13 protein-coding genes and 1 pseudogene are annotated in these 14,746 nt (G+C 32.2%); 7 read left to right on the top strand and 7 right to left on the bottom strand.

Features of this window, described 5'->3' with window-relative positions; genetic code table 11:
- Positions 1-411 (bottom strand): annotated as a pseudogene (locus ACKI32_RS02400) (hypothetical protein); the annotation flags it as partial.
- 42 nt (positions 412-453) lie between these two features.
- Here ACKI32_RS02400 and ACKI32_RS02395 point away from each other — a divergent pair.
- Together ACKI32_RS02395 and ACKI32_RS02390 are read left to right on the top strand one after the other, a co-directional pair.
- Positions 454-588 (top strand): SBBP repeat-containing protein, encoded by a 135-nt coding sequence (locus tag ACKI32_RS02395; RefSeq protein WP_407413114.1) that lies wholly within the window; start codon positions 454-456, stop codon positions 586-588.
- A gap of 148 nt (positions 589-736) precedes the next feature.
- The gene (locus ACKI32_RS02390) at positions 737-934 is read left to right on the top strand and encodes a hypothetical protein (RefSeq protein ID WP_407413112.1); all 198 of its coding nucleotides are present in this window, start codon (positions 737-739) and stop codon (positions 932-934) included.
- Between the two features lie 192 nt (positions 935-1,126).
- Here the strand turns inward: ACKI32_RS02390 and ACKI32_RS02385 are convergent, their stop codons facing one another.
- The gene (locus tag ACKI32_RS02385; RefSeq protein ID WP_407413110.1) at positions 1,127-1,768 is read right to left on the bottom strand and encodes a fibrillarin-like rRNA/tRNA 2'-O-methyltransferase; all 642 of its coding nucleotides are present in this window, start codon (positions 1,766-1,768) and stop codon (positions 1,127-1,129) included.
- Positions 1,769-1,771: 3 nt separating this feature from the next.
- Positions 1,772-2,923: an NOP5/NOP56 family protein gene (locus ACKI32_RS02380; protein WP_407413108.1), complete on the bottom strand. Its 1,152-nt coding sequence runs from the start codon at positions 2,921-2,923 to the stop codon at positions 1,772-1,774.
- A gap of 101 nt (positions 2,924-3,024) precedes the next feature.
- Between ACKI32_RS02380 and ACKI32_RS02375 the strand changes: the two genes are divergently transcribed.
- Genes ACKI32_RS02375 through ACKI32_RS02355 form a run of 5 tightly spaced genes read left to right on the top strand, consistent with a single transcriptional unit; the run spans position 3,025 to position 8,127 of the window.
- A complete protein-coding gene (locus tag ACKI32_RS02375) occupies positions 3,025-3,564 on the top strand; it encodes a coiled-coil domain-containing protein (protein WP_407413106.1) in 540 nt (179 codons plus the stop codon).
- Positions 3,565-3,588: 24 nt separating this feature from the next.
- Entirely contained in the window at positions 3,589-4,500 is a 912-nt protein-coding gene (locus ACKI32_RS02370) for a dihydroorotate dehydrogenase (RefSeq protein WP_407413104.1), read from the top strand.
- 2 nt (positions 4,501-4,502) lie between these two features.
- A complete protein-coding gene (locus ACKI32_RS02365) occupies positions 4,503-5,303 on the top strand; it encodes a dihydroorotate dehydrogenase electron transfer subunit (protein WP_407413102.1) in 801 nt (266 codons plus the stop codon).
- 15 nt (positions 5,304-5,318) lie between these two features.
- Entirely contained in the window at positions 5,319-6,335 is a 1,017-nt protein-coding gene (locus ACKI32_RS02360; RefSeq protein ID WP_407413100.1) for an AI-2E family transporter, read from the top strand.
- Position 6,336: 1 nt separating this feature from the next.
- Entirely contained in the window at positions 6,337-8,127 is a 1,791-nt protein-coding gene (locus ACKI32_RS02355) for a DNA polymerase domain-containing protein (RefSeq protein WP_407413098.1), read from the top strand.
- 23 nt (positions 8,128-8,150) lie between these two features.
- Here the strand turns inward: ACKI32_RS02355 and ACKI32_RS02350 are convergent, their stop codons facing one another.
- The 4 genes from ACKI32_RS02350 to ACKI32_RS02335 all read right to left on the bottom strand — a co-directional run.
- A complete protein-coding gene (locus tag ACKI32_RS02350; RefSeq protein WP_407413096.1) occupies positions 8,151-11,003 on the bottom strand; it encodes a hypothetical protein in 2,853 nt (950 codons plus the stop codon).
- A 192-nt stretch (positions 11,004-11,195) separates the two neighbouring features.
- A complete protein-coding gene (comC, locus tag ACKI32_RS02345; RefSeq protein WP_407413094.1) occupies positions 11,196-12,224 on the bottom strand; it encodes an L-sulfolactate dehydrogenase in 1,029 nt (342 codons plus the stop codon).
- A 27-nt stretch (positions 12,225-12,251) separates the two neighbouring features.
- Positions 12,252-13,271: a phosphoribosylformylglycinamidine cyclo-ligase gene (purM, locus tag ACKI32_RS02340; protein ID WP_407413092.1), complete on the bottom strand. Its 1,020-nt coding sequence runs from the start codon at positions 13,269-13,271 to the stop codon at positions 12,252-12,254.
- A 100-nt stretch (positions 13,272-13,371) separates the two neighbouring features.
- Positions 13,372-14,746 (bottom strand): beta-CASP ribonuclease aCPSF1 (locus tag ACKI32_RS02335; protein ID WP_407413090.1); only part of this gene is annotated, 1,375 nt, incomplete at its 5' end.

The following is a 14,746-nucleotide window of genomic DNA, read 5'->3' as shown; positions in this document are numbered from 1 at the left end:
ACCCTGATTTGCATAGTTAGCTGTGAAAATACCTTCAAATTGATTGTTTTCAGCAAGATTGCGGAAAAATATGGCTCCGCCACTGGCATTGTTTGCCTTATTATTATTAAATTCGGCAGAAATTATATTGTTGGATGCTTTAGCTTGGAAAACTATTGCTCCACCAATTCTTTCAGCTTCATTACCTTCAAAATAACCATCAATTATAACATTATCAGTTTCATTGTTAAAGAATATTGCTCCGCCTCGATATGCATTATTATTGATGAATGTGGAATTGATTTTACAATTAGAAACGGAAGCATTAATATAAATCGCACCACCATTTACAGTTGCAATATTCCTTATAAATTTACAGTTGTCAATGACTATATTTGAAATGTCATTATTGAATATGATGGTTCCACCCAAATCAGATTTCCCGTTTACAAATGTGATATTGTTTAGAAAAATATTGCTGGAAGCCTTTATATTGAATATTCTGGAGTTTCCCAGACTGTTAATTGTAAAACCATTACCATTGATAGTAATGGATTTATTTATGTTTATTTCCTCATCTGTTCCATTATACGTATAATCATTTGTTAAATTAATCGTACCTCCTTCTCCAGTAGCATCGATTTTAATCTGCAAATCCTTGAAAGTCCCGTTATCTTTCGCATTTAAAATTTCCACGTTTGAAGAGGAAATTACATCATTTTCTCCATTTGTTAAAATCTCTTCGGTGTTTATATCTTTGTCTTGTACTACTGTTTCATCAGCATTTATGTCAGTATCTTGTGCTATTATTTCGGCAGTTGCATTGTTGTCTGCCGCAGTTATACAGGATAAACTGATTAAAGCAAATAAAATTATCGTAGCTATTATAATTTTATGCTTAATAAAAATCTCCTCCTATATGTATAAAATGTATGTGTATGATTATATATTCTAAATATTATATAATAATTTATAAAATTATTTTTAACATTACTATAATTGTATGTGATTGTGGAGTAGATTGCAAAAGCTTGATATATATTGATACATATCTAAGTAATACTTTTCAATGAATTTTGTAGTATTTTTTTAATTTTCTTAGAATTATTTTTTTAGGCATTTGCTAGTGAAGGTTTGTTATTTTTTTTTAAAAATTTTTTTCTACTAACAATGCAATATGGTCTTTCTCGTAAGGTTCCAGTTTCACTTTTTCAATAATCTTAAAACCTTTTTCTTTCAATTTCTTCTCTTGTTCTTTGAAAATCTTTTTAGGCTTTTGTACAACATCAATACTTCTAGCTTTAATTGTTATAATTCCCATTGCATTATCATTTGCAAATAGATTCATATTTTTAATAAATAATTCTGTTTGTGTTGGTTGGGCAACATCGCAGTATACTAAATCCACTTTTTCAACAATGTTTAGATATTCTTTAGGTTTTGTTGCATCACCTAAAATCGGAGCAATATTAAGTCTTTGACGGGAAAGTTGAACTAATTTTTTTGCTGTAGTTGGTGAAAATTCAACGGCATATATTTTTCCATCAATTAGAATATCTGAAATGTGTGAAACAGTTGTTCCAGTTGATGCACCCAGGTAAAGTACTTTTGAAGACTCTTCAAGGTTTAAATTTTCCAATCCATTTAAAAGAGCAGCTGCTAATTTAGAGCGTCTTGGGTTCCAAATTCTATATTCTTCATCTTCTTGAATTAACTCTTCGCCATATACCGAAATTCCAGGATTTAAATTTTTAGTAGCAACATTTCCATCTTTAAAATAAACATTCATGCTCTATCTCCTTTTTTTATTTTTTCTTCCTTTTTTCTTGCCCTTTCTGGATTTTTTCTTTTCTTCTTTTCTTTTTTTAGATGTCTTTGTTGGAAATGGATTATTTTTTTCAATTTCCTCTACTTTCAATTTAAATTCTTCTGCAACATTCTCATCAAATGTTTTGGTAAAAACATCTCTTCTGGATGCATGGGATATCATTCCAGCAAGCATTCTGGCAACTTTTCCACGATTCCACCATTTTGCGCCTCTGACTTGAGGGTGTTGATAAATCAATCCATATTTAGGTGGTCGGTCTCCACTTTTTAAATGCCGGAATAATGCCTTTTCAGCACCCATGATTTGAACTGTACTTGAAGGATACATTGCAAGTCTTTTAAGTCCTCCAGAATGTGAAATCAACTTGGCACCAAGTGATGGACCTACAAGAAGCCTTAAATTTGGAGCAATTACTTCCATTTTTTTATCAATGTAGTCTTCAATGTTTTTTCTTGATTTTTGAAGTTCATAAATTGAATTTGCGTAATTGTTCATTATCTCCAAATCCCTTGGATCAATATCGTCATCAATATCAATGATTTCATCTGGAAATGCCTCTGGTTTTGCTTCAACAATTGCTTCTTTTGTTTTGTTTTGAGAAATTAACTTTATATAAGTTTCATTATTCTTAATTATGTCCATTTCTGGGAAGTATAGTGCATACCATTCCCTAATTCTTTCAATTAATTTGGAAATACTTTCATCAATTTCATCGATGGAATTAATGGCTTGAATTAGGTGCTTGTCTTCGGAAGCAGAATCCTTTTTTATCCTGTAAATTGCTAAATTTCTGTAAACTTCAGTAATTTCCTTAAAATCAATGTCAAATTCATCATAGTTTGACCTTAGGTATTCTCCACCTTGATTTGGTTTTTTCACATGGACTTTCTCATTATTGTAATCGGAGGATCTCTTATTTGACTCGATAATTATTTCATCATAATCAGTCGAAAGTTCTTCAATTATTTCAGATTCTTCGCCAACAATTTCCTTTTCATCAATTTGAGCTAATCTATTTACAATTTCATCTTCTGGGAATAATTTTTTTATAATTAGCTCATTTTGTGAATTGAAAGCAAAAAATCCTTTAACACAGTAAGTTATATAGCATTCCATGAGTTAAAATATTTTTTTCATTTATAATAAGCATTTTCATGAAAAAATTTAATTTGATTAAAAAGTAATAGAATATTAATTACTATTTTGGTTTTGTAGTCATGTCAAAAGAAAGTTTAAATGATTTGAAATATGAGCTGGAACTTAAGAATGCTGAAATCGATGAGCTTACGATGGAACTTCAGGAACGACAAGAGGAAATCAATAAACTGAAGTTATATTCCACTAAGTTGAAATATCAAAACAAAAATCTAGAAGATAAGCTGGATACAAAAATAGACTATGATAAGGCAAGAATTAATGAATTGGATGATTTATCTAAAAAAATAAAAGAAAGGGATGCAATAATTGAGGATAAACAGGACCAAGTTAAATATTTGAGATTATTAATTGATGATTATAAACAACAGTTAAATTCAAACACAGAAAACTTGGAAGTTCAGATGAGAAAAATATCTAAAACCTATGAAGATTTACTCAAACAAAAAGATGCAATTATTCAAAAACAAGATGAACAAATTGATAATCTAATTAAATCCAAAGAAGAAATAATAAAATCTAATAAAACCAATATCATAAGTTTAAAATTACAAAATGAAAAATATCAGGAGATTATTGATAAATTTACAAAAACTAATTAAATAATTAATTACAAAGATGATATTATGTTAAAGACAAATGTTTGTGGGGTTGAGTTTAGAAATCCTTTAATGCTTGCTGCAGGTATTATGGGAAGTAATGCTTCATCAATGAATTGGATTTTAAAATCCGGTGCTGGTGGAGTCGTTTCAAAATCATTTTCTTTAAATCCTCATCCGGGATATGTTAATCCGACAACGGTTGCAGTTGAAGGAGGAATTATAAATGCTATTGGGCTTTCAAATCCGGGTGTTGAGAACTTTAAAGAGGAATTAAAAAAGATAGAAAGAGAAAACAATGTTGTAATAGCATCTATTTATGGTGCAACACCTGACGAATTTTCTAGATTGGTTCAAGACGTTCAGGAATTCGTTGACATGATTGAATTGAATATTTCATGTCCTCATGCTATGGACGGCTATGGTGCTTCAATAGGTCAAAGCTGTGATTTAAGCCATACTATCGTTTCTGCATCCTGTGATGTTGCAGATATTCCAATCATTGCTAAATTGACTCCTAATGTCACTGACATTACTGAAATTGCAAAAACCTGTGAAGATGCAGGAGCTGATGCATTATCTTTAATCAACACATTGGGTCCGGGTATGAAAATCAACATTGATGTTGCCCGTCCGGTTTTATCAAATAAATTTGGTGGTATGAGCGGTCGTGCAATCAAACCGATTGCAATTAGTAATGTTTATTCTGTTTATGAAGCAGTCGACATTCCATTGATTGGTGTCGGCGGTGTCTATACTTATGAAGACGTTGTTGAATTTATTTATGCTGGTGCAAGAGCAGTACAAATCGGAACAGCCATCATGGATGAAGGAGTTAATGTATTTGATGACATCAACAAAGGACTGGTACAGTTCATGAAAGAAAAAGGATTTTCATCCATTGATGAGATGGTTGGACTTGCACATAGGGAGTTGTAAAAATGATTAATGAACCAAAAATCGTAGAAATTAAAGAGATTATTGATGAAACTCCTACAATTAAAACATTTAAATTTGATTGGGATATGGATAAGTTGGGAACTCCAAATCCTGGTGAATTCATAATGGTTTGGAATTTCAAAAATGAAAAACCGATGTCAATTGCCCAAATCAACGACAATGAATTGGCAATTACCGTAAAAAATATTGGTGAATTCACTTCACAGATTCATGATTTGGCCGTTGGCGACCAGATAGGAATTAGGGGAAGCTATGGTAACGGATTTAACAATTCCTTTGAAGGCAAGAATATAGTGGCCATTGGTGGAGGCGTTGGTATGGCTCCTATTAATGCAATTGCCAGTGATTTGGTTAAAAAAGGCAACAATGTGGATGTTGTTGCAGCGGCAGTTACAAAAGATGAGTTGTTATATTGTGATGGTTTGGAAAAGTTAGGTGCAAATGTTCATCCTTGCACTGATGATGGAAGTTATGGATTTGAAGGATTTGCAACTGATTGTCTCGTTGATTTACTTAAAAGTTCGACTTATGATTATGCATTTGTTTGCGGACCTGAGATAATGATGAAGGGTATCTTCGATATTCTTGAAGGTGCTGAAATACCTGCGCAATATTCTCTTGAAAGATATATGAAATGTGCTCTAGGCGTATGTGGACAATGTTGTGTTGATAGTGAAGGTTGGAGAATCTGTGTAGAGGGTCCAGTTTTCGGAAATGATAAGATTAATCAGATTACAGAGTTTGGAAAATACAGAAGGGATGCTTCTGGCGTAAAATACTAGAGTTAGGGTGATAAAATGAGTTTTGACATTAAAAATTATTTAACTCCACCTGTACTCCTAATATTGTTCTTATTAATAATTTCTTTAATGTTTATATTTCCGGTTTTAAACATGATTGTTCTAGGAGCTATTTTGGCTTATGGAATTAGGCCAGTAGCTTTTAAAATTCAATCCAAGCTGAAATACTCTTCTATTTCAACAATACTTGCAATGGTGGTAGTTTTAATACCGCTTATATTGTTGGTAGCTTATGTCTCATTTGAACTTTATAATTTCGTAAATGTTCTTCTTGCAAGTAATTTTTCTCTTGATGTCGATAGGGCTATTTCCCAACTTTCAGCCTACTTGCCGTTGGATACCGTTGCAATGGACTCAAATATTGATTCAACAATAACTCAAGTTGGAAATTTCCTCTTGAATCATTCAGCAAACGTATTGGGTAAGTTTGCAAACATTACTTTAGATTTATTTATTCTGATTTTTTCCGTATTTTATTTTGTTCGTGATGGAGATAGATGCTTTAATTTTATCAGGGACTTTGTTCCTAGTGAATATGGCGAATTTTTCGACAATACTGTTGAATCTGTAAAAGATGTTTTGAAAAGTATTTTCTATGGGCATGTTTTAACATCAGTTATTATAGGTATTTTCGGTTGTATCGGTTATTACCTTTTAGGTTATCCATTTGGTATTTTCTTAGGTGTAATAACTGGTATTTTACAATTGATTCCAATATTTGGGCCTTGGCCGGTATATTGGGCACTGTTCTTCATGGATGTTTTCAGTGGCAATTATCCAAGAGCCGTTGTTGTCCTAATCTTTGGACTGTTCTTAAGCACTGTAGATATGTACATAAGGCCGGCGCTTTCAAGTCATTATGCTGAAATTCATCCATTAATATTACTGATCGGATTTTTATCAGGTCCTCTGGTTTATGGACTCGTTGGTTTTGTTGTTGGGCCTTTGATTTTGGCAGTGACTTATACAGTTCTGGACAGTTACAGAAAAGAGTTTCTAATAAGCGAGGGATAATTTGCAGAGAAATGTTGTAATTTTAGACATCGATTATGTTACATATGAGGAAAAGCCTGTAATAAGGCTGTTTTCAAAAGATGGAGATAAAAATGTTGTATTGCTTGACGATACTTTTGAACCATACTTATATGTGATGTCTGATGATTTGGATGCGTGCATAGAAGAGATTCAAGACAATCTTGATGTAGTTAGGATTGAAAAGGTCATGAAAAAAGATTTTCAGATTGAAAATGAATTTCTGAAGGTGACATTCAAACATCCTCAGGAAATTGCAAAAAATAGGGATGCTCTAAGGGATTTGGAAAGTGTAATTCAAATAAGGGAATTTGACATTCCATTTTATAGGAGATACCTGATGGATAGGGATGTTATTCCAATGACTGAAGTGGTAGCCACCGGAGAAAAGTTAGATTCATTTTTAAATTTGGATTCAAGTAAACAAGATATTGAAATCATTAAGCTCACTGAGGATTTGGCTCGTTTGGAAGAGTATCCTCGTGATTTTCGTATTTTAAGTTTTGACTTGGAAGTTAGAAACCCTCACGGAATGCCAAACTCAGAAGAAGATGAAATTATCATGATTGGTGTTGCCAGTAATTTTGGTATAAACCAAGTCATTTCAACAAAAACAAACTCTGATGACAGGGATGATTTTGTATTTCAGGTATCATCGGAAAAGGAAATGATTGAAGAGTTTATAAAGATAATCAAGGAAAATAATGTTGATATTATTGTAGGATACAATTCAGACAACTTCGATTTCCCATATCTTAAGGACAGGGCTAAACTCTTTGGCATAGACTTGGATATTGGGATGGATGAATCAGATATTAAGTTCATAAGAAGAGGATATGCCAATGCGGCTTCCTTTAAGGGATTGATTCATGTAGATTTGTACCTGGTTATGAGAAGATACATGACTCTTGAGAGATATACTCTTGAGAGGGTTTACTATGAACTGTTCGGTGAGGAAAAGATAGATGTTCCAGGAGATAGGATTTGGGAATTCTGGGATAATGAAGGTGAAGAATTAGATAATCTATTTGATTACTCTTTGGATGATGTTGTATCTACCTTAAGAATTGCCGAGCAAACTTTACCACTTAATTTAGAGCTTACTCGTATTATAGGTCAACCATTATTTGATGTTTCACGTATGGCTACAGGCCAACAGGCAGAATGGTTTTTGGTAAAGCAGGCTTATTTTGATGAGGAGGTTGTTCCAAATAAGCAAGGATCCAACTTTGCAGATAGGGCTTCTGCTGAAGATAATGAAGGGGGATATGTAAGGGAACCTGAAAAAGGATTGCATGAAAATCTGGTTCAATTTGACTTTAGAAGTCTATATCCAAGCATAATTATTTCTAAAAACATATCTCCGGATGTTTTGGTTGTGGGAGATATTGAAAATGAAGATGAATATAACATATCTCCAGAACATGATTTAAAGTTTAAAAAGAATCCTCAAGGTTTTATCCCATCTGTCATTGATAAAATCTTACAGGAAAGGTTTAGAATTAAACGTGAAATGAAAGCATCAGATGATGAAACAGAAAAAAAGGCTTTGGATGTACAGCAGCAAGCTATTAAGAGATTGGCAAATACTATGTATGGTATCTATGGTTTTCCTCGTTTCAGATGGTATTCGTTCGAATGTGCAAAAGCAATTACTTCATGGGGAAGGGAATATATTAAGTCATCAATAAAAAAAGCTGAAGATTTCGGTTTTTATGCAATATATGCTGATACTGATGGGTTCTATGCGAAGTATGTAAAAGAAAAAAAGTAAGAGAAAATTAATTCTCTTTAAATTTATTTTTTAGTTATTATAATACTTGAAGTTGCAGGTTTTGCAACACAGTATTGGTCTCCTGAGGAGACAACAACTTTGTGAGTTCCAACTTTTAAGGATTTGACATTTAATTGTGCAATTCCTTTGGAATTAGTTTTCACAGTGTATGTTTTACTGGTTTTTCCTGTGTAAACTTTAATTTTAACTTTAACTCCTTTAATAACTTTTTTAGTTTTTGTGTTTTTCACAGTAACTTTAAAGAATTTTTTTTCGCCTTTTTTAGCAGTTACTTTAGTAGGAGATAATTTTGTTGGAGCTTTTTTAACTACAATTTTTGATGTAACTTCTTTAGCGGTATAATCTTTATTATCATTACCGCTAACTACAACTTTGTATGTACCTGGTTTTAGGTCAATCAATAATTTTAATTGTCCGTTTAATCCGGTTTTACCATTGTAATTGTAGTAACTGGTACTTGTTACAAAGATTTTAATGTTAACTTTTGCATCATAAATTGGTTTTTTGTTTTTAGTGTTAGTCAATTTAATGGTAAAGTATTTTCCTTGTTTGTAATAAGCAGTTACTTTAGGAGCAGTAATTTTTCCTGTTGCTTTTTTAACAGTAATTTTGCTTGTTACTTGTTTAGCGGAGTATCTAGTATCTGCTGAATTTACAACCATTTTGTGTGTACCAACATTTAAGGAAGCTGAGAATTTAACAATTCCTTTTTTATTGGCTTGTAATAAATAAGTTTTTTTGGATTTTCCGTCTAATTGAACAAGTACATATGCATAAGGCACTGCTTTACCAGTTAATTTACTTGTAACTTTAATTGTAGCGCTTGTTCCAGTATTATAATACTGAGTATTGCCGCTAATGGTGTATTTAACAGGCACAGGCACAATAGTAATGTTGCCGGCAGTAGTTGTATTTTCAATGTTTACTGTATCGTTGTTAGACACAACCATAGGGTAGGTTCCACCAACTAAACCACTTTGAGTAGTTGAATTGTAAACACTTATTCCGCAAGTTCCGTCAGTACCGGTCATTAAATAGAAATCTTTTTGTGTGGTATTTTCCATGTATAAATGGATAATAATACCATACATTCCATCACCATTTTTAGCATTAGTCACATTAATAACAACTTGTTTTTCACTACCGTAATATTCTTTATATTTTTCAATAGTGATATTGATTGTAACTTTGGTAATATTGAAGTAATCTTCAATTTTTTCACAAATCAAGGATGAATCATCAGATTCAAGACTGAATAATTGAGTTCCAACAGGTATTGCTTTACCTTCGATACTTCCTCCATCCATTACATAAATAGTTAAATATCTATTGTCTATTAATGCAATTCCGTTGTCATCAGTTTTAATTGTTCCAGCAGTGTTGATACTACCAGTTATAATAGTATATTTTAAGCTTTTATTTGCAATAGGGGTATCATTATTATCAATATCTACAAGCAAGAATGTGAAATTATTACTTCTGTATTCTGCTTCTAGATTAAGGATTATAATTTTCCCATTTACTATTTGATTAATTGTAGTGTTTTGGGTTAATGAAAGTGCATCATCATTATAATCAATGGTTAAAGTACCTGGAGTAATGTTTGCATCATAATTAAAGGTGATTGTGCCATTGATCAAATCGAAACTATCTATTGTTTTGTTTTTGGTTTCATTATCTTCAGTATATGATAAGACTAAAGTTAGATTATTTTTATTAATTTCATAAACATCTACACTATTTGTAATTTCAATTGGTATGACGACTATTTTTGTAGTATTCATATTAACGGAAGCAGGCACGTTCATAGTATAGTTTCCAACAACAGATAAAGTGATATTTGTTGAGGAAGTAGTGTAAAAATCATTGCCTAAATAAGTAATGACTAAACTGTGGTTTCCTGCAGGTAAGTTGTCAGTAATTGTAATCACGGAATTATTATAATCAAAGTGAACAGTATTGTTTGCTTCGGTAACACTAATAGTTCCGTTTTCAATGGTAACAACTTTTGATTCGTCATCTATTACAGTTACATTAATATTTGCAGTTTCTCCTTCATTTACCCTAACGTCTTCGGATACTACAGTGGTGTCAAATTTTCTATTGACTGTAGTGTTTTGGGTTAATGAAAGTGTATCGTCAGTATAATCAATAGCTAATGTGCATGTAGTAACATTTACAGTATAATCAAATTTAATTTCACCATTCACTAATTCAAAATCATTTATTGGTTTAGTTATGGTTTCATTGTTCTGTGTATATGATAATACTAATGTTAATTTATTTTTATCTATTTCGTATACATCTACTTTATTTGTAATTTCAATTGGCACGACAACCATTTTTGTACCGTTCACATTGACAGAATCAGGTACGTTCATAGTATAGTTTCCAACAACAGACAATATGATGCTTGTTGAGGAATTGGTGTAATTATCATTTCCCAAATAGTTAATTACCAAACTGTGATTACCTGCAACTAGGTTGTCAAGAATTGTAATTACAGAATTATTATAATTAAAGTTAATGTTATTGTTTGATTCAGTAACTGTAAGATTTGCTTTTTCAATAGTAATCGGATTGGATTCGTTGTCTTTTACAGCTACATTAATATTTGCAGTTTCCCCTTCATTTATCCTAACATCTTCGGAAACTACGCTTGTATCAATCTTTTCAGGTGTTGCATTTGCTTCATCATCTGAAACTATTGAATTTCCGTTATCGACTGCGATAACGTCAGATCCATCATTAGCTAATTGTGCATCACTTACATCATTAGCACAAACGGATCCAATACTTATCAATAGGAATATTGACATCACTATCAATAAGATATAAGAGTTTTTAAGTTTCATACTTATTATCCTCCTTTTTTAAAAAGAAAATTTTTTAAAAAAACAGTTAAATTTTCTAGTATAATAATTTTTAAAATTTTTAATATATATTGTTTTTGTTTTAATCAAATCAATTTGGCTTTTTTGACCAATATAACAAATTTTCATTATATTTTTAAAATGAAAAATAAAAAAAGAATATGAAGAATATGTTTATTCTTCAATGTAAGAATCTATGTTGATTTCTAAATCATCACAGATTTCTTTTAATTGATTGTATAATTTTTCATCGATTGCTACACCATTTGATTCGGCTTCAGCAATCCGTTTAACTTCTAAATCACCTGGAATAGCTACATTTTCACCAGTTGCCCTAACTTGTGATATGAAGTCTTCAGTATTTGATACGAAATCTCCAAAGTCACCAAATTTGGATGGGTCAATTACGACATATAAATCTCCTTTGGTACAATCTTTGTCTGGTGATGCAGTTCCTGTTACGCCGTGACCATATCCTGCCTGTACTAATGGTCCTGTTAAAATTTCAATTAATAAAGATAATGCATATCCTTTAAATCCACCAAATGGTAAAATTGATCCTTCAAGCGCTTTTTCAGGGTCATTTGTTGGATTTCCATCTTTATCTAATGCCCATCCATCAGGTAAATCCAGACCTTTTCTTTTTGATTCAATAATCTTTCCACGTGCAGTAACTGAAGTTGCCATGTCTACTGTAATGTATGATTCGGATGGAATTCCTAATGCAAGAGGGTTGGTTCCAATCAAAGCTTCGCTACCGCCTAATGGTGCAATTGCAGGGTCAGTATTTGCGAGTACTAAACCAATACAGTTTTCTCTTAATGCTAAATCAGAATAAAATCCAGTAACTCCAAAGTGATTGGTATTGTGAACTCCTACACATCCAATACCTACTTCTTTAGCTTTTTTAATTGCAATTTGCATAGCTTTATAAGATACTGCTTGTCCAAATCCACTGTTACCATTAATTAAAGCAATTGCAGGAGTTTCTTTTTCAATAGTAATATTATCTTTTAAGTTGATGGTTCCTGATTCAATACTAATAAGGTATTGTGGGAATCTGCCAAGTCCGTGTGAGGTGAATCCTTTTAAATCTGCATCAATAGTAGCTTCTGCTACTAATTCTTGATCTTCTTCACTAGCCCCTAATTTTTTTAGTATTTCTTTTACAAGAGCTATTTCTTTATCTTTCATTATCTTCATTTTATCACTCCTCATTAGTTAATTAAATCAGTATTCAAGTTGAGACCCTTCAAATGCTTTTACAGTAATTTTTTCATCATCAATTACTTTACCAATTATTTGGCAGCTACAATAATCTTTTAAAGTCTCCATAATTTTATCTGCTTCACTTTCATCACAGATAACAACAAAACCGACACCCATGTTAAATACTTTGTACATCTCTTTAATGTCTACGTTTTGTTCATAAATTAATTTAAATATTTCTGGAACTTCTGGAAGGTCAGTTATTTCATATCCTACGCCTTTTTTCAAACGTCTGAGATTTGTAAATCCTCCACCAGTAATGTGGGCAAGTCCATTAATTTTATATTCTTTTTCAAACAATGCAACAATAGGTTTTACGTAAAGTTCAGTTGGCCTAATCAATTCTTCACCAATGGTAGTCTCTCCATTAGGCATTTTATCATCAACTGTAAAGCCAGCATCATCAAATAATGCTTTTCTAGCTAAACTATAACCGTTGGAGTGAATACCATTACTTTCAATACCAATTAAAACATTTCCAGGTTGAATATTTTCTCCGGTAATGATTTTATCGATATCTACAAATCCAATACCTGTTCCAGCTAAATCAAAATCTTTAATAATTCCAGGAAGTGATGCAGTTTCACCACCAATAATTGCGATTTTTGACTCGTTTGCACCAGTAACAAGACCTTCAGCAATTTCTGCTGCTCTTTCAGGATCAGGTTTTTCAACTGCAAGATAATCAACTAAAGCTATGGGTTCTGCTCCGACACATAAAATATCGTTTACAACCATGGCAATACAATCAATACCAACTGTATCATATTTGTTCATCATTTCTGCAATTAAAATTTTACTTCCAACACCATCAGTACTCATTGCAATAGCTTTGTCTCCTAATTTAACTAAAGCAGCATAATGACCACTGTCTGTAATAATATCTCTACATTCTAGTGTTGATTTAAGTTTATCAGCTAATTTTGAAACAGTAACTGCCTCTAAATCTATATCAACGCCTGATTCTGAATAAGTAACCATATTTACACCTTGTTTGAATAAAAATAAAATTATAAAAGTTGTAATAGTTTACAACTTTACTATTATAATATTAATTATGTATTAATTAGTATTTAAATTATTAATGAATTCTTACACAATCTAAATTAATTGGAGTTTTAGTCTCAATTTTATAACTCCTATGGATTGAGGATGCTAAGTCCACAGCTTTGTATGGGTCTCCGTGACAGGTAATGACCTTTTCAGGTCTTGGATTAAGTCTTTTAACATATTCCATAAGTTGTCTTCTGTTGGAGTGTCCACTGAATCCATTAATTGTTTTAACTTCCATTTTGACACAGAATTGTCTTGTTCTTCCATCATCGTCTTCGAGAGGAATCTCTTTCCAACCTTTTTGAACTCTCCTACCCATGGATCCTTCGGATTGATATCCTACAAAGATTAAAGTGTTTTTCTCATCTTCACATAACCATTTGAAGTATTCAACGGAGTTTCCTCCAGTTAACATACCTGAGGTAGATAAAATAATTGCAGGTTGTCTTGATTCGACAATTTCTTTTCTTTGGTCATGATTTTGAACTTTTTTGAACATGTCTGAAACAAATGGATTTCTTCCCATGTGGAAAATTTGGTCTCTTAAGTCTTTACTTAAGTATTCAGGTCTTGCAGTGTGTATTGCAGTTGCTTCCCAAATCATTCCATCAATATAGATTGGTACTTCTTCAATTAATCCGTGTCTCATGTACTCTTCTAAAACGACCATTAACTCTTGTGCCCTTCCCACAGCAAATACTGGAACTAATACTTTTCCACCACGTTTAAGTGTTCTGTAGATGGTTTTCATCATTTCTTTTTCAGCATTATTTCTTGAAGGTTGAACATCTTCTTTTCCACCATATGTACTTTCCATGATTACTGTTTCAGCACGTGGGAATCTGATTGTTGCAGGTTCAAGTAATCTTGAAGGTTCGTATTTGAAATCTCCGGTATACACTAAATTGTGAGCTCCGTCTCCTATGTGCATGTGGGAAATTGCGGAACCTAATATGTGTCCTGCATTGTGTAAAGTTAATCTTATGTCTGGTGAGATGTCAGTCACTTCACCATAATCAAGAGTAATAGTATGTTTGATTGCTTCTTTTACGTGTTTTGAAGTAAAAGGTAAAGGATTGCCTTCTCTATGGGCAATATCCAAGTGGTCAAACTGTAAAAGTGTTGTTAAATCTCTAGTTGGGGTTGTACAGTATACTGGTCCATCATATCCATAATGGAAAAGGTAAGGTACAAATCCACAATGATCTAAGTGAGCGTGAGATATAATAACTGCATCTAACTCTTCAATTGAAAATTCAGGTGCATTCAAGTAAGGGAATGCATTTTTATTATCTGATGCAGCAACATTAACACCACAGTCTAATAATACGCGGCTGTTGGGTGTTTGCAATAACATGGATGAACGTCCTACTTCTTTAAATCCACCCATTGAAGTTACTCTG

Origin of the sequence: Methanobrevibacter sp. (genome assembly GCF_045611865.1) — an archaeon.
GTDB lineage: Archaea > Methanobacteriota > Methanobacteria > Methanobacteriales > Methanobacteriaceae > Methanocatella.
This window is presented reverse-complemented; position numbering and strand designations above follow the sequence as displayed.

Excerpts from the sequence above, each read along its gene's own strand:
- ACKI32_RS02385 (WP_407413110.1), bottom strand. The coding sequence starts at position 1,768 with ATGAATGTTTATTTTAAAGATGGAAATGTTGCTACTAAAAATTTAAAT.
- ACKI32_RS02380 (WP_407413108.1), bottom strand. The coding sequence starts at position 2,923 with ATGGAATGCTATATAACTTACTGTGTTAAAGGATTTTTTGCTTTCAAT.
- ACKI32_RS02375 (WP_407413106.1), top strand. The coding sequence starts at position 3,025 with ATGTCAAAAGAAAGTTTAAATGATTTGAAATATGAGCTGGAACTTAAG.
- ACKI32_RS02370 (WP_407413104.1), top strand. The coding sequence starts at position 3,589 with ATGTTAAAGACAAATGTTTGTGGGGTTGAGTTTAGAAATCCTTTAATG.
- ACKI32_RS02365 (WP_407413102.1), top strand. The coding sequence starts at position 4,503 with ATGATTAATGAACCAAAAATCGTAGAAATTAAAGAGATTATTGATGAA.
- ACKI32_RS02360 (WP_407413100.1), top strand. The coding sequence starts at position 5,319 with ATGAGTTTTGACATTAAAAATTATTTAACTCCACCTGTACTCCTAATA.
- ACKI32_RS02350 (WP_407413096.1), bottom strand. The coding sequence starts at position 11,003 with ATGAAACTTAAAAACTCTTATATCTTATTGATAGTGATGTCAATATTC.
- comC (WP_407413094.1), bottom strand. The coding sequence starts at position 12,224 with ATGAAGATAATGAAAGATAAAGAAATAGCTCTTGTAAAAGAAATACTA.
- purM (WP_407413092.1), bottom strand. The coding sequence starts at position 13,271 with ATGGTTACTTATTCAGAATCAGGCGTTGATATAGATTTAGAGGCAGTT.